This is a genomic window from Clostridium sp. CTA-6, assembly GCF_054768115.1.
Map to the genome: position 1 here is coordinate 14,132 of NZ_BAAAAU010000004.1, position 19,454 is coordinate 33,585.

Consider the following 19,454-nt stretch of genomic DNA (forward strand, 5'->3'; position numbering starts at 1 on the left):
CAGTTGCATTAGTATTATAATTTAAGACATTAAGATAATAGTTTGTCTTAATTTTATTGATGTGAGCAGTTTTTATACAAATTTAAAAATAAAAACAATCAGGTGCAGTTCCATATTGGATACTACCCAAATTTATTTTAGCATAAATAATAATGATAATAAATATAATAGATTTAATTTTAACACCACAAATATATATAATATACTTATAAAGCGACTCATTTTGCCAAAAAGTTCTAAACTTAGTTCTATTAAAAATTTTCTACATTATAGGTTTAAATTTGGTAGAATGTATATAGATAAAATTTAAGTATAACTTATTTGAAGAAGTGATTTTTAGGTTCAGATAAAGTTCTTAGAATAATTATATTTTGACCTCTAAAGAGTATTAACAATGATAGTAATGGGATAAAATTTTAAATAGGCATATACTATATTCAATTTATTTAAATGTATAGAATTTAGGGAGTGGATTTTATGAGTTTAAGATTTATATATGGAAGGGCTGGCAGTGGAAAAAGTCAATATTGTTTAAATAGTATAAAAAAGAGAATAGAAGAAGATATAGATAGACCACTTATATTATTGGTACCAGAACAATTTTCTTTCCAATCAGAAAAAAATTTAGTAGAAGTATTAGGTGAAAAAACTGGGTTTAAAACACAGGTATTAAGTTTTAAAAGAATGGCTTATAGGGTCTTTAATGAAGTGGGAGGTATAACTGCCAAACATATGAATGAATCCGGTAAAAGCATGCTTTTATATAATATAATTGAAGATAATAAAAATAATTTAAAAGTATTTAAAAAAGCTGCTAAAAGACAAGGATTTATTACTACAATTTCAGATATTATAACAGAATTTAAAAGATATAATGTAACTCCTGAAATTATAATAAATAATTTAGATAGTATTGAAGAAGATAATTTAAAATATAAAATGGAAGATTTGTCTTTGATATTTTCTGAGTTTGAAAGAAGATTACATAAAAATTATATAGATAATGAAGATGATTTAACTATATTGGTAGAAAAATTAAATAAAAGTAAGCAATTTGATAATGCAGAAATATGGATAGATGAATTTTCAAGTTTTTCTCCTCAAGAATATTCTGTACTAGAAAAATTACTTTTAAAATCCTATAGAATAAATATAACTTTGTGTACAGATTATTTAAATCAAGGTAGATTTGTTGATACTACAGATGTGTTTTCTCCTATTAAAAATACAGAAAATAAATTGCTAGAAATAATAGAAGATAATAATATAAAATTAGATAAACCAATAGCACTTAAATGTGACCCTTGTGTAAGGTTCAAGAATAGTATAGAACTTCAGCATTTAGAGAAAAATATGTTTTCTTTTCCTTATAAAGAGTATAAAAATGAAACAAAAGATATTTGCATGCTTAAAACTTTAAATCAATTTACAGAAATAGAAAACACCGCAAAGGATATTATAAAACTTTGTAGAGATAAAGGTTGTAGATTTAAGGATATAGCAGTAATTACGGGAGATTTGGAAGGATATGAAAATATAATAAGTTCTGTCTTTTTGCAATATAATATTCCATTTTTTATAGATAAAAAGAGAGAAATAAATAATAATCCAATAATAGTATTAATACTCTCTGCCCTAGAGGTTTTATCTAAAAATTGGACTTATGAATCAGTATTTAGATATTTAAAAACTGGACTTTTAGATATTAATAATGAAGAAATGGATATTTTAGAAAATTATGTGCTTGCTAATGGCATTAAAGGATATCAATGGACTAATGATAAGCCTTGGGAACATAAATCTTTTAGCAATTATGAATTAGAAGAGCAGGTTGAAAAAGAGCTATTAGATAAAATAAATGATATAAGATATGAAGCTATGGATCCTATTGTATCTCTTAATAAAAGTTTTAAAAGTAAAGATAGGGCAAAAGAGTTTTGTGAAGTATTATATGAATTTTTATGTAGTATAAACCTACCAGATAAAATACAGAATATGATAGAAAATTTTAAAGTAGAAGGTGAAGTAGAAAAAGCTAGTGAATACAATCAAATATGGAATATAGTGATGGAAGTTTTAGATCAAATAGCGGAGGTTATAGGTGAAGAAAAAATATCCTTAAAAGAATTTTTTAAGATACTTCAAACAGGATTTTCAGAATATGAAATAGGGCTTATACCACCTACCTTAGATCAAGTAATAGTGGGAAGTATAACAAGACTTAGAAGTCACAATATAAATATCTTGTATATAGTAGGGGTAAATGATGGAATATTCCCAGCCCCATTAAAAGAAGAAGGAATTTTAAGCGATGAGGATAGGCAATTTTTAGGAGAAAAGGGCTTAGAAATAGCTAAAGATACTAAAAGTATAGCCTTTGAGGAACAATTTTTAGTATATTCTACATTAACTACCCCAAGTAAATATTTAAGATTGAGCTACCCTATAGCAGATGGAGAGGGAAAAACTTTAAGACCATCTATAATTATATCAAGGATAAAGAAAATATTTACTAATATATGTGAAGAAAATGATATAGTAAGACTCAATGGTGAAGAAGAAGAACTAAAAAATATATCCTCTGCAAAGCCAACTTTTAATTATCTAATATCTAATTTAAGAAAAGATGTAGAGGGGGTAAAAATAGATAATATATGGGGAGATACATATAAATGGTATTTAGAAAATGAATTTTGGATTGAAAAATTAAATAGATTAATAAAAGGTTTTGATTATACAAATCAAAGCAAATATATAGAAACAAAAAAAATAAGGAATTTATATGGTAAACCATTGAAAATAAGTGTATCTAGAGTAGAAAAATTTTCTCAATGTCCCTTTGCCTACTTTGTACAATATGGATTAAAGGCTAAAGATAGAAAAATATTTAATTTAAGTTATCCAGATTTAGGAATATTCATGCATAGCATATTGGAGAAGTTTTCACATGAGCTAGAAAAGGAAGGGCTAGAGTGGAATACCATGGATTTAAATTGGGCAGAAGAAGAAATTGATAAACTAATTAATGAGGAATTAGATAATAAATCCTTAGACATATTAAATAGTTCAAAAAGATATGAATATGTAACGAAAAGTGTAAAGAAGATTTTAAAAAGATCTATATGGCTTATAGGAGAACATATAAAAAGAGGAAATTTTAAACCAAGTTATTATGAATTATCCTTTGATGTAGATGGAGACTATCCTCCTATAGCAATGGAACTTCATTCAGGGGAAGTTGTAAATTTAATAGGTAGAGTAGATAGAGTAGATCTCTTGCAAAAGGATGGCGCTACTTATTTAAAAATAATAGATTATAAATCCGGTACAAAGGAATTTAAATTATCTGATGTCTATTATGGATTACAATTACAACTATTAATATATTTAGATGCTATACTTACAGAATTAGCTGAAAGATCTGGGGTAAATGGAGAACCAGGGGCACTTTTATATTTAAAATTAGATGATCCTATAGTAAAAAATACTGTAGATATCAGTGATGAGGAAATTGAAAAAAATATAATAAAAAATTTAAAAATGAAAGGACTAATATTAAATGATCCTAATGTTATAAAAGATATGGATAATATAATATCTGGTATATCGGATATCATACCTGTTATGCTTAAAAAAGATGGAGGAGTATCAGAAGGTAAATCCTCTGTAGCTACAAAAGAAGAGTTTGAAACATTAAGAAAATATGTAAGGTATACAATAATTGAAATTTGTGAGGAAATGTTAGAGGGAAACATAGAAATAAAGCCATATAAAAAGAAGGATGGATCCTCTTGTGATTATTGTATATATTCTTCAGTTTGTAAATTTGATACAGAAATAAGAGGAAACAAATATAATATATTAATAGATAAAAAAGATGAAGAGGTATGGGAATCTATTAAGAAAAAATTAGAATGCTAAAAAATCATTTTTTATAACTATAAACAAAGAGTTTATTAATAGTATAGTTTTATTAATAAACTCTTTGTAAATTTGTAGAAAATATTTTTATGTTTCTTAAAAAGGATAATTAGTGAAAAATATTAGTCATCATAGTCATCATCAAAATCATAATAGTCGTTGTCATCATCAAAAGCATAATAATTATAATTAGGATTATGATCAGAATGTCTTCTTCTTCTTCGTCTACCAAAAAGTTCACCTATAAGTATTATTCTTATAAGATCATTTATAGCATGACGTCTTCTATAACGGCGTTGTCTAGTGTAATCATCATCATCATCATCTAATTCATGTTTTATTCTTTTGTAGATTTCTTTACAAGCATCAGCCATTTCCTTTTCACAAGGACAATAGTTCTTACCCTTTTCTCTTTCCATCATGTCACAGTGTCTTTTTACTAAAGGATAGACTTTAAAATAAATTCTTGGATATAAGCATTTTAAGTCATCATCATTTTCTTTAGTTTCATTCACATGATCGCAGCCATATCCCATAGGCATCATTGGATAAGGGGCTTTAAGATAAATAGGAATAGGCATGCACATAGAACAAGGGTTATAATAATTAAACATTTATGAACCTCCTATAAAATAAACACACTTTATTCTATGCAGAAAATAAATAAGTGTTAATGAAAGGATTTTCTTTGAAAATAAGAATAGATTTAACTTTAATATAGTTAGGATAAAAATATAACCTTATACTTATTTAGTAATACAAATATTTATATTTTCTAAGTGTAAATTAAGTAGATAAAAATCAAATAGGACAAATTTCCTATATATTTATATAAAATTAATTACAAAAATATATAAAATTTTGCATGTAAATGAAAAAATATTGTATACTTATATGTGTTATATTATTTATTTTGAAGGGAGAATAATGGGCAGGAATGAAAAAAAACTTAAGTAAGAAGTACGAAAAACTTCTTTTAGATAATTATAGACAAAATATAGATAATTCTAATTATAAAGATTTAATATTAGAAGGAATAAGTAATCATAAAGCTATACATAGATATTTAAAAGATTATATAAAAAATAACAAAGAAGTCTTGGATTTAAATTGGGGAAAGCAAATGCTTTTGGTTATAATTTCTTTTAATGAAAAGGATCTGGAACTAGCAGAGGTTTGTTATAAATCATTAAAGAAATATCCAGATAATTATTTTACAGAGTCCGTAATGGCAGATATCGATTTAAGATTTTATGGGAATTTGTTTAAAGCTAGAGATAAATATTTAAATGCTTTAAGTTTATATGATAGAGATGCTCTTGTGTACTATAACTTAGGATTAATATATTATTTGTTAGGTATGTTTCAAAAGAGTATGGATTTTTATAATAAGAGTTTAAATTACATAAATAAGATGGATAATAAAGAATTTATAAAATCTAAATGTTTATATAACATAGCAGTTTGTGAGATTAATTATAACGATAATTATAAAGATGGAGAAAAGTTACTTAAAAGAAGTTTAAAATTAAATCCACATTATAAGGAAGCAAATGATTTATTAGAAAAATTAAGAGGTGAAAAATAGTCATGATGCCAAAACAAAAGGAGTTATGGATACCTAATGATGAGGTAGCAGAAAAAATAATATCAATACAAATAGAATGTTCTTTAAATGAAAAATACGAAAAATTAGAAAACAATACTATATTTATTGAAGCAATGAAAAGAAAAGATAATTCACCAGTATTAGATGTAGCACCTAAATTAAAAAATACTAATATATTAGGTTTATATGAAAGAATGTTACCACTTACTAACGGGGATTTAATATATGCTTCAGTTTATTCTAAAACTGGTGGAGTACTTAATTTATTTAATGAAAAAATTTCTAAAAACATAGATATACAATTTAAAGAGTTAAGTAGTAAATCTAAAGATAAAAATGAAGCTATAAAGAAATGGCAAAATGAACCTTCAGAATTATGGAGCGGATTAACACCAGCACAAATATGGGCAGGTGGAGGAAAGGTAGAAAAAGTTTTACTAATGGATTTTTTAAACAAGCTTACAGAGTTAATGAATGGAAAGCAATTTACTGCAAAAGGAGCAGCTTTTATGAATTGCATAGACGTATTAAGAACTTGGCAGCTTAATAAAAATGATATTTGTGAGGGTAAAACTCCTATGGAAGCTATAATAGAAGAAAGAAATCTTATACTAAAAGATAAAATAGAATTTATAAAAGAAAACAATATAGAATGTGACTTTAAATAAGGAAAGTGCGATGCACTTTCCTTATTTAGAGTAAAGAGAACAGATATAGATTTTGTTTATAAAATAATTGTACTTACATTAAAAGGTAAAAGAATATATTTTTCATTCTATTTTATATAATTATTTTCTAGTATAGTATTGTTTATATAGTTCACATGTACCATATCCACTGCAGTCTTAATTATTAAATTTTATTTAATTTTTTTTAATACTACTTGTTGAACTGGAACTTTAGCACATATAGTTCTTTCGCTTAAAAAATATTTTTCTCCATCAATTAATAATGTACTATTATTGATAATTTCACAATTTCTACCTTGCTTTTTTAAATATTTAACAGCTGCTTTATTTAGATCCTCTTGATTATAATATCTATCATCTAATTCAAATACTATCTTTTTATTGTAAAATAAAAAGTAGAAACTTATTATAGCTAATATAATAAGTAGCCATGAGAATATTTCCATAAAATTCACATCCTTTTTAATTGTATACATTGTAAATATTAAATTCAATATAGGGTTATGTTTATAAATAAAAATATGTGATAAATAATTAGAAGAAATTTGATTTTTAATGTTTTTTCAAAATAAAGGAATTTTAATTATGTAGTTGAATATTATATTTGATAATTACTATTTTTGTATAAATATAAAAAAATTAAATCTTTTGTAAGTATATACACAAGGTTTGAAGAAGGGAATGTAGATTATGAAGCATATTGGTAGTGTACTTAGAGTTATGATAGCTATTTGGCCTACGCTATTAATTTTTTATCCTAACAAATATATCTATGGTATATTGACATTACTAATACTTATTCAAATTACTGTTGAATTAATAAAAAAACCAAAGAAAAGCACTATGTATTTTTATATTTTCCTTGCCTTAGCTGATATTGCTTTATATTATTATTATCTAGTAAAGAAACAGTAATTAATTACTGTTCTTTTTATAAATTTTTATTCTTTGAAAAATTTCATATCTAAGTTTTTCATATCATTTAAATTTTTAGTGGCGCACAAAATATCATAATTTTCATAATAACTCCCTATTTAAAATTTAATTTATGACTATTAATTACAATATAATATATAATTTGGAATATGTAAACATTATGATTAAATATTTAATATAAATAAGTTGAATAAAATTATTCATGTTATTATTTTATATTTTCCTAGCCTTTGAAGATATTGCTATATATTTTTACTTTACTCTATGATATTCGCTTTTTTATTTTTAAATCTATAATCTTCTATACTCTGAAATTTGCATTTATTACTCTTTCATCTTTATTCTGCGTTTTTTACTTTATTATATAATATTGACTTTTTTATTTTTGGATCTGTACTCTTTTCTCTATACTCTGTAATCTGAAATTCGTGTTCTATTTCAGAAATAAAGCTTATAATATAGATAGAGTTAATAGTATTTAAAAAGAGGTGAAACATGAAGAAGAGAAAGAATTTAATTTTTATATTTTTATTTAGTATATTTTGTATATTTAACTTACCTATTACAGTATTAGCTAGATCTGGTGGCGGACATAGTAGCGGAGGGGGACATAGTAGTAGCAGTCATAGCAGTAGCGGTGGATATGGTAATGGTATTCATAGAAGCAGAGGAAGTTCTTCTAGAGGATATTATGAATCAAGAGAATCTAATGTTGGCCATTTAATAGAAATTTTGATAGTGCCTTTATTTATAATACTAATTTGGAAAAAAGATACTATAATTTGTAGAACTAAAATTTCAAGAAAGAGTAAAGAGGCAGAAGAAGTTATTAGGAGATTAAAAAAAGTAGATATGAGCTATTCAAAAGATATGCTACAAAATAGAGTTGAAAAAATTTATTTTAAGATGCAAGAAGCATGGACAAGCCTTAATCTTGAAATATCCGAGGAATATATGAGTGAAGACATCTATAAACTACATAATTCTAAGCTAGCCTGGATGGAAATTAGAAATCAAAGAAATATTTTAAAAAATATAAAACTTCTAAATGCAAAACCAGTAGGATTAGAGCATTATGAAGATAACTCAAAAGATTTTATTTGGTTTTACATTCATGGAGCAATGATAGATTATACAATAGATGAAACAACCACACAAGTTGTGGATGGAAACACTAGAAATAGCAGTTTTGTTGAGTATTGGAAATTTATTAAGAAAAATGATTCATGGGTTGTTGATTTAATAATGCAGGAAGATGAAGTAGATATGGATAGAGATTTTGTTATAGTATCAGAAGAATAAAAATTTTTAATTGTGTAGTATGGAGGTTGTGCATATTATAATCTTTATTTTATTTTCTAATATTGTACTCTTTTCATGTTTTGTACTCTATTTTTAAAATACGGGTTATAATATATATGTAGTTATAGAGTAGTATTTAAAACGAGGTGAAAAAATGAGTAGCACTAAGTGGACAGATGAACAAAGGCAGGCTATTTTTACTAAGAATTGCAACTTGCTTGTGGCAGCAGGGGCTGGGGCTGGTAAGACTGCTGTTTTGGTTCAGAGAATAATTGAAAAAATATTGGATAAAGAGGAACCTATAGATATAGATAAATTATTGGTAGTTACTTTTACTAATGCAGCGGCAGCAGAAATGAGAGAGAGAATAGGAGATGCTATTTCTAAAGGGTTAGATGAAGACCCAGAGTCAAAGGTATTAAGAAAACAACTTACTTTATTAAATAAGTCAAATATAATGACCATTCACTCCTTTTGTCTTCAAGTTATAAAAAATAATTTTCATACTATAGAAATAGATCCTAACTTTAGAATATGTGATGAAACAGAAGGAATACTTATGAAACAAGAGGCAATGGATGAGCTTTTTGATGAATTATATGAAATAGAGAATGAAGATTTTATTAATTTAGTAGAAAGCTACGCCAGTAGAAAGGATACTAGATTACAAGAAGTGGTTTTAGAATTACATAGATTTGCTAAAAGTGCACCTCTTCCTTATGATTGGGTTTTAAATATGGCAGAGGAATTCAATGTGGAAGAAGAGTTTAATTTTGAAGAAACATTGTGGGCAGATATGATTATGGAGGATATGAAAGTATTATTACATGGATTTAAAAATATGCTACAGCAATCTATAGATGTAATATTAAATTCAGAGGGCATAGACTATTATTATGAACCTTTTAAAATGGATTTGAATTTTATAAATAATTTACTTCAAAAATCAAGTTTTAAAGAATTTAGAAATGAAATAATAGTTTATGATTTTCCTAAGTTGCCAGTAAAAAGAAATAAAGATGCGGATAAAGAGGCTAAGGAAAGGGTTAAAAAATTAAGGGATAAGGTAAAGAAAAAGATAGTAGAGCTTAAAAATATACTAGATTCCTATGAAAATGAATTTATAAGGAAGGAATTTATATTTTTATATCCATCAATGAAAGCATTATCCAATTTAGTAATACTATTTGATAAAAAATATGAAGCTAAAAAAAGAGAACGAGATTTAATTGATTTTAATGATATAGAGCATTTATGTTTATCTATATTAACAGATAAAACTGATGAGGGACATATAATTCCTTCAAATATTGCTTTAGATTATAGAAAAAAATTTGCAGAAGTACTTATAGATGAATACCAAGATAGTAATTTGGTACAAGAAGTTATTATGAGTATGGTATCTAGGGTAAAAGGTTATTGGAGTTTTTCTAATAGTCAATTAGTGTTTAATGAAGAAGAAATAAATTTTGAAGAACCTCAAGTAGGGCTAGATATTCCTAATAGATTTATGGTGGGGGACGTAAAACAAAGTATATATAGATTTAGACAGGCAAAACCTGAGATATTTTTAGATAAATATAATCAATATAGCGAAGAAGAAGGTTCAAAATATAGAAAAATAAAGCTCTTTAAAAACTTTAGAAGCAGGGAAGAAGTAATCAATGGTGTGAATTATTTATTTAAACAAATAATGTCTAAAACTATAGGGGAATTAGATTATACAGAAAAAGAGGCTTTAACTGTTGGAGCTAGCTACGGGGAAGAGGTAAAAGGTGAGTCTATAGAATTATGTTTGATGGATAAAAAGTATGAATTAAGTGAAGAAGTATTAAAGGAATATAATATAGATGAAGAAGAAGCTTTAGATAACATACAATTAGAAGGAAGATTGGTAGCTAAAAAGATACAGGAAGTAATAGGAAATAATTTAGAAGGTGGATTAAAGGTATTTGATAAAAAGCTTGGTGAATATAGAAGAATCCAATATAGGGATATAGTAATACTTATGAGAGCTACATCTAACTGGGCACCAGTATTTGTAGAAGAGCTTGCAAAGGAAGGAATACCAGTTTTTGCAGATACAAATTCAGGATATTTTGATACAACAGAAATAAAAACTATTATATCCTTACTGCAAATAATAGATAATCCTCTTCAAGATATACCATTACTTTCCGTATTAAGATCTCCTATAGCTTCTTTTACAGATGATGAACTTATAGATATAAGAATGGTAAATAAAAGCATAGCCTTTTATGAATGTATGGAAATAATATATAGGTTATATAAAAATGAAAAATTAGATTCCTATTATAGTTTTTATGTAGAAGATGAAGATAAAATAAATAAAATAGTAAAAGTCATGAAAGAGGAATTAAAAAATAAAATATGTGGGTTTATAGAAAAATTAAATTTATGGAGAAAAAAGTCTATTCATATAGATATAGATGAGTTTATATGGTTTTTATATGTAGAGACAGGATACTATGGCTATGTAGGAGCTCTTCCAGCAGGAGAGCAAAGACAGGCAAATTTAAGAATACTTTTCCAAAGGGCAAAGCAATATGAAAAGACTAGTTATAAGGGATTATTCAATTTTATAAATTTTATAAATAAATTAAAATTCAGCAGTGGAGATATGGGAAGTGCTAAAATACTTGGAGAAAATGAAAATGTAGTAAGAATAATGAGTATTCATAAGAGTAAAGGGCTAGAGTTCCCAGTAGTTATATTAAGTGGTACCGGTAAGAATTTTAATATGACAGATCTTAATAAAAATATATTATTTCATAGAGATTTAGGATATGGTCCAGATTATGTAGATATAGAAAGAAGAATAGCTTATCCATCTTTAGTTAAGAATATCATAAAAAATAAAATACGGTTAGAAACTTTATCAGAAGAAATGAGAATATTATATGTAGCTTTAACAAGGGCAAGAGAAAAACTCATAATAACAGGATTAATAAATAATGTAGATAAAACCGTAGAAAATTGGTTGAATTTATCAGAGGAGAAAAATAAAGTACCAGAATATGCTGTTATGAGTGGGAAAACCTATTTAGATTGGATAGGGCCAGCTGTTATAAAACATAAAGATGCTATAAGTTTTAGAGAAGAACTAAAGATGGCATCAGAGCTTTGTAATATGGTAGATGATAATTCAAAATGGAAAATAGAATTATGTAATAAAAAAGAATTATTAAAGGAAAAAGTTGAAGAGAATGAGATTGAGATTAGTGAAAAAATAAAGGAAACATTAATGAAATTAGAAGAAAGTAGCTATAAAGAAGAAATATATAAAAGACTTTCTTTTAATTATAAATATGATAGCGCATCAAACATACCAACAAAATTATCAGTTTCAGATGTGAAGAAACAATTTATATTAGATGATGAAGAAAATACAGAGGAGTTATTTAAAAAAGTAGAGCTTAGGAAACCTATGTTTATGGAAGAAAAAAAGAAAATATCTCCTTCAGAGAGGGGAACTATTATACATTTATTCATGCAACATTTAGATTTGAAAAAGGTAGAAAAGGAAGAGGATATAAAAGAACAAATAAATAGACTAATAGAAAAAGAATTTATAACCTATGAACAGTCAAAGGTTATAAATCCATATAAAATATTAAAATTTTGTAGAAGTGAACTAGGAAAAAGAATGGTTAATTCTAATAATATAAATAGAGAAATGCCTTTTTCTATTGAAATACCTGCTGTAGAAATTTATAAAGAGCTAGATAAAGAAATATATAAAGATGAAAAATTAATGATTCAGGGAATAATAGATTGCTATTTTGAAGAGGAAGAGGGACTAGTATTATTAGATTATAAAACAGACTATGTTAATGATATAGAAGAGATAAAGAATAGATATAAAATACAGATTAAATATTATGAAGAAGCCTTAAAGAGAATAACAGGAAAAACTGTAAAAGATAAATATTTATATTTATTTTCTATAGATAATTATATAAAAATTCATTGATTTAAAATGGGCTTAATTGTAATTTGTTAATATATATAGTTTGTAAAAAAATTAACAAATAAGAAGGGAAAAAAATAATATTGTAGAAAATTATATATATTATGTAAAATTAAAATTTTCATAAATTTAAGGAAGGTTGGTGAGTGGCTTGAAAAATAAGCTTATAAGACAAATAGCTCTTTTGTTTAATGCATTAATACTTATATTATGTGCCACTTTTTTTGTTGGGACTAGATCTATTTTAAAAGGGTTAGGAAATAATGATTCTAATTTATTAGCAAGCTTTAGCAGTTCCTACTTAAAATTTATAGTTATAATGTTTATAGTAATGCTGGCGGTTTCTTATATAATGGTTAAGGTTTTTGTGACTAAAGCATACAGATCCATAGAAGAAGTAGCGGAAATAATAGATAGAGTATCTAAGGGAGAATTTGCAACTAGGGTGCCAGAAAATGGGCCTTTAGCACCTATTGGAGTAAGTGTAAATGCTATAGTTAAAAATACTAAAAAGATATTATCAGATTTATTACAAATATCACAAAAAAATAGGATTATATCAAATACATTGCATGAAAATGCATTAGATAGTAACCAGGCTACAGAAAATATAGCATCCTCTGTAATTTCTGTAGCAGAAACAGCAACAACTCAAGCAGATTCAACCACATCTACAAGAAACAATACAAGTGAAATGGCGGAAAACTCAGTTGTAATAGCAGAAAAAGCCCAAAATACTAAAAATATAGCTGAAGAAATGGTTAAAACAATAAAGGAAAATCAAAAAACTTTTGAAACTATGATATACAAAATAAAAGCTACAGGAGATGTTAGTAAAAAATTAGCTAAAAATGTAAAAATATTAGAAAACGAAGCAGAAGAAATAAGTAAAATAACAGATGTAGTAACAGAAATAAGTGAAAGAACTAATTTGCTTGCATTAAATGCAGCCATTGAAGCTGCTAGAGCAGGGGAGCATGGTAAAGGTTTCTCAGTGGTAGCGGATGAAGTAAGAAAGCTTGCAGAGCAATCCTCAGAATCTGCTGGAGAAATAAGAAAATTAATAGAAAAAATTAATTATCAGATAAGCAATATAACAGAAGAAGCAGAAAAGCAAAGTAAAGAAGTAGAAGAGGATATAGTTTATGCAGACGAGTCTAAGGAATCATTTAATGAAATAATATCTTCAACAGATGAAACATATAATTCAGTAGAACAAATATATGATTTATCAGATAAAAATACTACAATATCTAAAGAAGTAGATCAATTGATGGAAACTATAGCTTCAGGGGCTCAGCAAAGTGCTTCTATGACAGAAGAAATTTCTGCAGCAGTAGAAGAACAATCTGCATCAATAAATGAGATAACTCAATTAATAAAAGAAATGAATGGATGTACAGATGAAATAGATAGTGAATTAAAAGCTTTTGTAACCAATATAACTATAAAAGAAGAGCAAAAACAACTAGTTAATGAAGGATTTAATATATTAGAAAAAGTAAGCAGAGAAATAAGTTCTAATGGATTAAGTGTAGATGCCTGTTCTAACATATGTAAAAAGTATGTAGAGGCAAATAATCAATTTGAATATATTGGGGTAATAAATAAAGAGGGCATAATGAAATCTGCTAATGTACCTATAACAAAAGGAAATGATGATTTTTCCCATAGACCTTATTTTAAAAAGGCTATTCTAGGAGAGAAATATGCCAGCAAACCATATATATCTAGTGTTAGTTACAACTATTGTATAGCTATAGCTATTCCATTAAAAGATAAAGATGGAAATATTCAAGCGGTAGTAATGGGAGATGTTTGCATAGAACAATAGTATATTGTAAAATATAAGTAAACAATTACAAAAATAAGAATAAAAACCAAAATTTGTTTTGGAGGGGGATTATTAATGAAAGATGTATTAGAAAGATTTTTAGGGTATATAAAAATAGATACCCAATCATCAGAGGAATCAGAAACTGTACCAACTACTAAAACTCAATTAGAGTTTGCAAAAAAATTAGGAGAAGAATTAAGGACTATAGGACTTAAGGATGTATCTGTAGATGAAAATGGATATGTTATGGCTACTTTAGAATCAAACATAGAAAAAGAAGTTCAAACAGTTGGTTTTATAGCACATATGGATACAAGTCCAGATTTATCAGGAACTAATATTAATCCTAGAATTGTAGAAAAATATGAGGGACAAGATATAGTTTTAAACAAAGAAAAAAATATAGTATTAAAAGTTGATGAATTCCCAGAAATACTAGAATATAAAGGACAAGATATAGTAGTAACAGATGGAAATACTCTTTTAGGAGCAGATGATAAAGCTGGAATAGCAGAAATAGTTACAGCTATGGAATATTTAATAAATCATCCAGAAATAAAACATGGAACTATAAAAGTTGGATTTACTCCAGATGAAGAAGTGGGTAAAGGAGCAGATCACTTTGATGTGAAAAAATTTGGGGCAGATTTAGCCTATACTTTAGATGGTGGCGGTATCGGAGAGTTAGAATGTGAAACTTTTAATGCTGCAAAAGCTAAAGTTATCATAGAAGGAAGAAATGTTCATCCAGGTTCAGCAAAAAATAAAATGACAAATGCAGTATTAGTAGCTAATAAGTTTATAAATATGCTTCCAGAAAATGAAGTGCCAGAAAAAACAGAAGGATATGAAGGATTTTTCCATCTATTATCTGTAAAGAGTGAAGTAGAAACGGCAGAACTAAATTATATTATAAGAGATTTTGATAGAAAAAAATTTGAAGAAAGAAAAGAACAAATAAAAGAAGTTGGTAAAAAAATAAATGAAGAATACAATAAAGAAATAGTATGTGTAGAAGTAGAAGACCAGTATTACAATATGAAAGAAAAAATAGATGAAGTAAAATATGTGGTAGATATAGCTCATGATGCTATGAAAGCTATTGATATTGAGCCAATATTAGTGCCTATAAGAGGTGGTACAGATGGTTCAAGACTATCTTTTATGGGATTACCAACTCCAAATTTATTTGCAGGTGGACATAATTTCCACGGAAGATTTGAGTTTGTTCCAGTGCTATCAATGGAAAAAGCAGCAGAACTTGTAGTTAAAATAGCTGAACTATATGCTAATAGATAATAAATTTTTCATTTAGTATTGTTTTTTATTAAATATAAGATTTATTAAAAGGAAAAATTAATTTTAAGACCCTAAATATAAAAAATACATTCATGAACCACTCAATTTGCTTATGAATGTATTTTTTTATCTTTTCTATATTTAAGCACTACCTTGTTCTTTATATTTATTTTTATATTCTTCAAAATCCCAGGTTTCAAGGAATTTTTCAGCGGATTTATATCCGGATTTATATAGTTTTAAAGTTTTTTCTTTGGATAAATCAAAGTCTGTGGAACTAATTCCTAGGGTAGGAATTAGTATAGTTCTATCTATATTTTTATTTGTCATCCATTCTTTAGAGTCTTTTTTATTCATGGTATCGGCTATGTCAAATAGAAAGGATAGAGGATCATTTTTACCTTGTTTAGTATTACTTAATTCAATATTATCAAATTTAAAACCTATTGTAGGCACATTTTCCTTATCATTGTAGCTATCAAATATAGAAATTGGATAAGCACAGCAAACACCACCATCTACTATATAACTTAAACCATCACCATGAATAAATTCTACAGGTTTAAAGAAAAATGGTATACTTATACTCATTCTAATGGCTTTAGAAACTCTAAAATTGCTTAAGCTAAATCCATAAATATAAAGGTCATCAGGGAAGGTAATCATTCTTTTTTCAGTGATATCTGAAGCTATTATTTTTAGTTTACAAGTACCGTTATTCATAAGGTCGCTAAAAGTATTTATTCCCTTAACTTTAAGCATATCATCAATCCATTTTTCTATAAAATCTCCACAATAAACTCCATTAAACTTAAAGAAATTTATTGCTTTACCAACAAATGTAGATTTTTGAATGCCTTCTTTATTAAGAAGCTCCATAAAGTCTGTATTTACAGTTATATGTTTTAAATCTTTTGCAGTATATCCAGAAACTAGTAATGCTCCTATTAAAGCTCCAACAGAAGTTCCAGCAATATTATTCCAAGTAAATCCTTTACTTTCCATATGGTTTAAAGCGCCAATTGTGCCAATACCTCTAATGCCACCACTATCTAATACAGCATTACACTTCAATTATAGAAACCTCCCTTAGTTTTTAATTGCGCATAAGTTAATTTAATATAAAAACGCATACATAAATCAAATAAAATTAGTTTTTAACTATGTATAAGTTAATCTTAACAATCTTTATATAGATTATACAATAAAAATACAATATAAGGAAATTATGATTTAACACATTTAAAGGTAGAGAATTAAACCAAGAAATACTTTTGTTCAATAGATAGCTATAAAAATAAAGTACATAAGTAAAAATATATATTGTATTGAATTTAATCCTTAAATTGTATTGAATTTAATCCTTAAAATGTATAAAATTAAATTATTATTTAGTATATATTTGTAAAAGTTTATTTGTTAATAATAGTAAAGTATCACAAATATTACAGGGAATATATTGGGATTTAGAAAATATGCACGGAAAAAGAAATTTCAAAACGAAAAATATAAATAAACATAGGTAATTTTTATAAATATAAAATAATTATATCGCAATAAAAAATAATAAAGATAAAAAATGGGGTGAATATATGTTTAAACAATTAACTGAAAGAGTTTATTATTTGGAACATAATGAAGATACAGATAGACCTGTTTTGGGATATATTAAGGGAGATAAATTTTCTCTAATGATAGATGGAGGTAATTCAGCTAATCATGTGGCAATTTATATGGAGGAGCTGGATAAAAGGCAATTATCGCATCCTAAATTTGTGGCTATTACGCATTGGCATTGGGATCACACCTTCGGTCTTTCAGCAACAAATGCTGTTATTATTGCAAATTCATTAACTAATAAGCAGCTATATAAGATGAGACAATGGAAATGGGATGAGGAATCTATGGACAAGCGAGTGGAAATAGGTGAAGAAATTGAATTTTGTAATAGTATGATTAAGAAAGAATATCCTGAAAAAGATAAAATTGAAGTTATTAGTGCAGACATGATATTTAATGATTATCTTATGCTTGATTTAGGTGGAATTACTTGCCAGATGATAAAAATAGGTGGATGTCATAGTGATGATTCAACAATTTTTTATTTGCCAGAAGAAAAGATATTATTTATTGGAGATGCTGTATGTGAAGATTTATACCATGGAGAAAGTTATGATAAAGATAAGCTAAAAAAGGTTATTAGTATTTTATCAGAAATTGAATTTGATATTGTTATAGAAGGTCATAATGAGCATACAGACAAAGCTGAATTATTAGAGTATTTACAAGGAAAGCTTACAGAAATTTAAAATAGAGTAGATGTGTGTATGTATAGTTGAATTTATAGAATAGAATGGAAAGCTTGATATATGGAACATACTTTAAAGATTTATTCGGCTTATGAAGAAACAATATTTAATGAAACTCTACTTTTTTACATAGGTGGAGTAAGCAACTAATACAAGATCAAAGATTCTACTTTTCTGCTTAAATATGAAAAAATATAGGTTATCATAAAATATTATTTATATAAAGGGGAATTTTATATGGAATTTAAATTGGCATTATTAGCAGTTAAAAATGTTAATGTTTCTAAACAGTTCTATGAAGAATTGTTTGACCAAAAAGTTATTCTTGATTTGGGTAAAAATGTAACATTTAGTGGTGGATTTGCAATACAAGAGGATTTTGCATGGCTTACAGACTTGCCTAGTGATTCTGTTATAGAGAGGTCAAATAATATGGAATTGTATTTTGAGGTAGATGACTTTGAAGCATTTATGCAAAAGATACAAAAGTATGGAAATATTGAATACGTTCATCAGCCTAAGAAACATGAGTGGCAACAACGAGTCGTTCGTATTTATGACCCAGATCATCATATTATAGAGATAGGAGAATCTATGTCGATTATAGCAAAGCGTTATCTTGATGAGGGGTATTCCATAGAGGAAACGTCAAAAATTATTCAACATCCTATTGAATTTGTTGAAATGTGTAAATAAGGATAATGAGTATTAGTATGATATTGTATAATAAAAGGAAGGTAATTAAATGAGGAATGTATATCATATTTTAATTAATCCTAAAATTCTAAATCATGAGGTTCCAAACCTCCGTCAATCAGTAGGGTGGGAGCGGAGAGATAACGATTATCCAGCTTTGTTTAAGCACTGTTTGTTTTGGGCAGGTTTACGCGATAAGAATGGTAGTTTGATTGCATTTGGGTATATTGTAGGCCCAGGTATAGAGCATGGATATATGGAGGATATTATTGTACATCCCAATTATCAAGGGGAAGGCATCGGAAGGGCTTTAGTACAAAAGTTATTAAAAGAATCTCAGAAGCGAGGGATTTCTATTGTAACAGTAACATTTGAGGAAAAAAATATGCCTTTTTATATGAGTTGTGGCTTTAATCCATGCCATGGTGGAGTATGGAGAAAGAAATAAAAACAGCAATCTCTTGTTTATGGGAAGTAAGTATAATTATATATTTTTTATATTGTTCAATAGTTTTAAAAGGTATAATTGAAAGTTTAAGGGGGTAATAATTCTGAATTCTTCACATAACAGTAGCAATGATCAAGATAAAGAAGTATTAGAAAAACTTGAAGAATTAGAGAATAAATATGATAAAGATAGCGATAAAAAAGGTGTAATTAAAAAATTAATAGATAATTTAAAAGCATTAGAAGTTAGTGCCCCTGAAACAGATATTAAGAAGATAAAAAAAGATTTAATTCCAGCAATAATAGAGGTATTATCTTGGTTATAAATTTAATATAATACTAATTAAAACTCATCCCTTTTATACCTCTCTTGTCTATAGGAAATTATCTTTAAAGAGTTATGCTAACTTCAGCCTAT

General features: G+C 26.6%; 14 protein-coding genes. 11 read left to right on the forward strand and 3 right to left on the reverse strand.

Annotated elements, in window-relative coordinates:
* Positions 1–477 precede the first annotated feature (477 nt).
* Positions 478–3,921, forward strand: coding sequence for a helicase-exonuclease AddAB subunit AddB (gene addB / locus ACYUDJ_RS07210; protein ID WP_043031216.1), 3,444 nt, complete (start codon positions 478–480; stop codon positions 3,919–3,921).
* A 122-nt stretch (positions 3,922–4,043) separates the two neighbouring features.
* Here the strand turns inward: addB and ACYUDJ_RS07215 are convergent, their stop codons facing one another.
* Positions 4,044–4,535: a hypothetical protein gene (locus ACYUDJ_RS07215; RefSeq protein WP_042386082.1), complete on the reverse strand. Its 492-nt coding sequence runs from the start codon at positions 4,533–4,535 to the stop codon at positions 4,044–4,046.
* 323 nt (positions 4,536–4,858) lie between these two features.
* On the opposite strand from ACYUDJ_RS07215, the gene ACYUDJ_RS07220 reads away from it, so the two are divergent.
* Positions 4,859–5,509, forward strand: coding sequence for a tetratricopeptide repeat protein (locus ACYUDJ_RS07220; protein ID WP_043031218.1), 651 nt, complete (start codon positions 4,859–4,861; stop codon positions 5,507–5,509).
* Positions 5,510–5,511: 2 nt separating this feature from the next.
* The gene (locus ACYUDJ_RS07225; RefSeq protein ID WP_003488282.1) at positions 5,512–6,198 is read left to right on the forward strand and encodes a hypothetical protein; all 687 of its coding nucleotides are present in this window, start codon (positions 5,512–5,514) and stop codon (positions 6,196–6,198) included.
* 191 nt (positions 6,199–6,389) lie between these two features.
* Here the strand turns inward: ACYUDJ_RS07225 and ACYUDJ_RS07230 are convergent, their stop codons facing one another.
* On the reverse strand, positions 6,390–6,665 hold the full coding sequence (locus tag ACYUDJ_RS07230) for a hypothetical protein (protein ID WP_003488283.1): 276 nt from the start codon (positions 6,663–6,665) through the stop codon (positions 6,390–6,392).
* Positions 6,666–7,650: 985 nt separating this feature from the next.
* Between ACYUDJ_RS07230 and ACYUDJ_RS07235 the strand changes: the two genes are divergently transcribed.
* From ACYUDJ_RS07235 to pepT, 4 genes are all read left to right on the forward strand, one after another.
* Positions 7,651–8,457 carry a Tim44 domain-containing protein gene (locus tag ACYUDJ_RS07235; RefSeq protein WP_043031221.1) on the forward strand — a complete coding sequence of 269 codons (807 nt, stop codon included), beginning with the start codon at positions 7,651–7,653 and terminating at the stop codon, positions 8,455–8,457.
* A 154-nt stretch (positions 8,458–8,611) separates the two neighbouring features.
* Positions 8,612–12,451: a helicase-exonuclease AddAB subunit AddA gene (gene addA / locus ACYUDJ_RS07240; protein WP_043031223.1), complete on the forward strand. Its 3,840-nt coding sequence runs from the start codon at positions 8,612–8,614 to the stop codon at positions 12,449–12,451.
* 139 nt (positions 12,452–12,590) lie between these two features.
* Positions 12,591–14,282, forward strand: coding sequence for a methyl-accepting chemotaxis protein (locus ACYUDJ_RS07245; protein WP_003488292.1), 1,692 nt, complete (start codon positions 12,591–12,593; stop codon positions 14,280–14,282).
* A 75-nt stretch (positions 14,283–14,357) separates the two neighbouring features.
* Complete coding sequence (gene pepT, locus ACYUDJ_RS07250) at positions 14,358–15,584, forward strand: peptidase T (RefSeq protein ID WP_043031224.1); 1,227 nt, start codon at positions 14,358–14,360, stop codon at positions 15,582–15,584.
* 141 nt (positions 15,585–15,725) lie between these two features.
* Here pepT and ACYUDJ_RS07255 read toward each other — a convergent pair whose 3' ends face one another.
* The gene (locus ACYUDJ_RS07255; protein ID WP_043031226.1) at positions 15,726–16,658 is read right to left on the reverse strand and encodes a patatin-like phospholipase family protein; all 933 of its coding nucleotides are present in this window, start codon (positions 16,656–16,658) and stop codon (positions 15,726–15,728) included.
* A gap of 518 nt (positions 16,659–17,176) precedes the next feature.
* Between ACYUDJ_RS07255 and ACYUDJ_RS07260 the strand changes: the two genes are divergently transcribed.
* The 4 genes from ACYUDJ_RS07260 (at position 17,177) to ACYUDJ_RS07275 (ending at position 19,362) form a co-directional block, all read left to right on the forward strand.
* Positions 17,177–17,893 (forward strand): MBL fold metallo-hydrolase, encoded by a 717-nt coding sequence (locus tag ACYUDJ_RS07260; protein ID WP_043031227.1) that lies wholly within the window; start codon positions 17,177–17,179, stop codon positions 17,891–17,893.
* A gap of 237 nt (positions 17,894–18,130) precedes the next feature.
* Positions 18,131–18,589 (forward strand): glyoxalase/bleomycin resistance/dioxygenase family protein, encoded by a 459-nt coding sequence (locus ACYUDJ_RS07265; RefSeq protein ID WP_043031229.1) that lies wholly within the window; start codon positions 18,131–18,133, stop codon positions 18,587–18,589.
* A 49-nt stretch (positions 18,590–18,638) separates the two neighbouring features.
* A complete protein-coding gene (locus ACYUDJ_RS07270) occupies positions 18,639–19,037 on the forward strand; it encodes a GNAT family N-acetyltransferase (protein ID WP_043031231.1) in 399 nt (132 codons plus the stop codon).
* Positions 19,038–19,140: 103 nt separating this feature from the next.
* The gene (locus tag ACYUDJ_RS07275) at positions 19,141–19,362 is read left to right on the forward strand and encodes a hypothetical protein (protein WP_043032376.1); all 222 of its coding nucleotides are present in this window, start codon (positions 19,141–19,143) and stop codon (positions 19,360–19,362) included.
* Positions 19,363–19,454 lie beyond the last annotated feature (92 nt).

Coding starts and splice junctions, on each gene's coding strand:
- ACYUDJ_RS07215 (WP_042386082.1), bottom strand. CDS start 4,535: ATGTTTAATTATTATAACCCTTGTTCTATGTGCATGCCTATTCCTATT.
- addA (WP_043031223.1), top strand. CDS start 8,612: ATGAGTAGCACTAAGTGGACAGATGAACAAAGGCAGGCTATTTTTACT.
- ACYUDJ_RS07270 (WP_043031231.1), top strand. CDS start 18,639: ATGAGGAATGTATATCATATTTTAATTAATCCTAAAATTCTAAATCAT.
- ACYUDJ_RS07265 (WP_043031229.1), top strand. CDS start 18,131: ATGGAATTTAAATTGGCATTATTAGCAGTTAAAAATGTTAATGTTTCT.
- ACYUDJ_RS07260 (WP_043031227.1), top strand. CDS start 17,177: ATGTTTAAACAATTAACTGAAAGAGTTTATTATTTGGAACATAATGAA.
- ACYUDJ_RS07225 (WP_003488282.1), top strand. CDS start 5,512: ATGATGCCAAAACAAAAGGAGTTATGGATACCTAATGATGAGGTAGCA.
- pepT (WP_043031224.1), top strand. CDS start 14,358: ATGAAAGATGTATTAGAAAGATTTTTAGGGTATATAAAAATAGATACC.
- ACYUDJ_RS07235 (WP_043031221.1), top strand. CDS start 7,651: ATGAAGAAGAGAAAGAATTTAATTTTTATATTTTTATTTAGTATATTT.
- ACYUDJ_RS07230 (WP_003488283.1), bottom strand. CDS start 6,665: ATGGAAATATTCTCATGGCTACTTATTATATTAGCTATAATAAGTTTC.
- addB (WP_043031216.1), top strand. CDS start 478: ATGAGTTTAAGATTTATATATGGAAGGGCTGGCAGTGGAAAAAGTCAA.
- ACYUDJ_RS07220 (WP_043031218.1), top strand. CDS start 4,859: ATGAAAAAAAACTTAAGTAAGAAGTACGAAAAACTTCTTTTAGATAAT.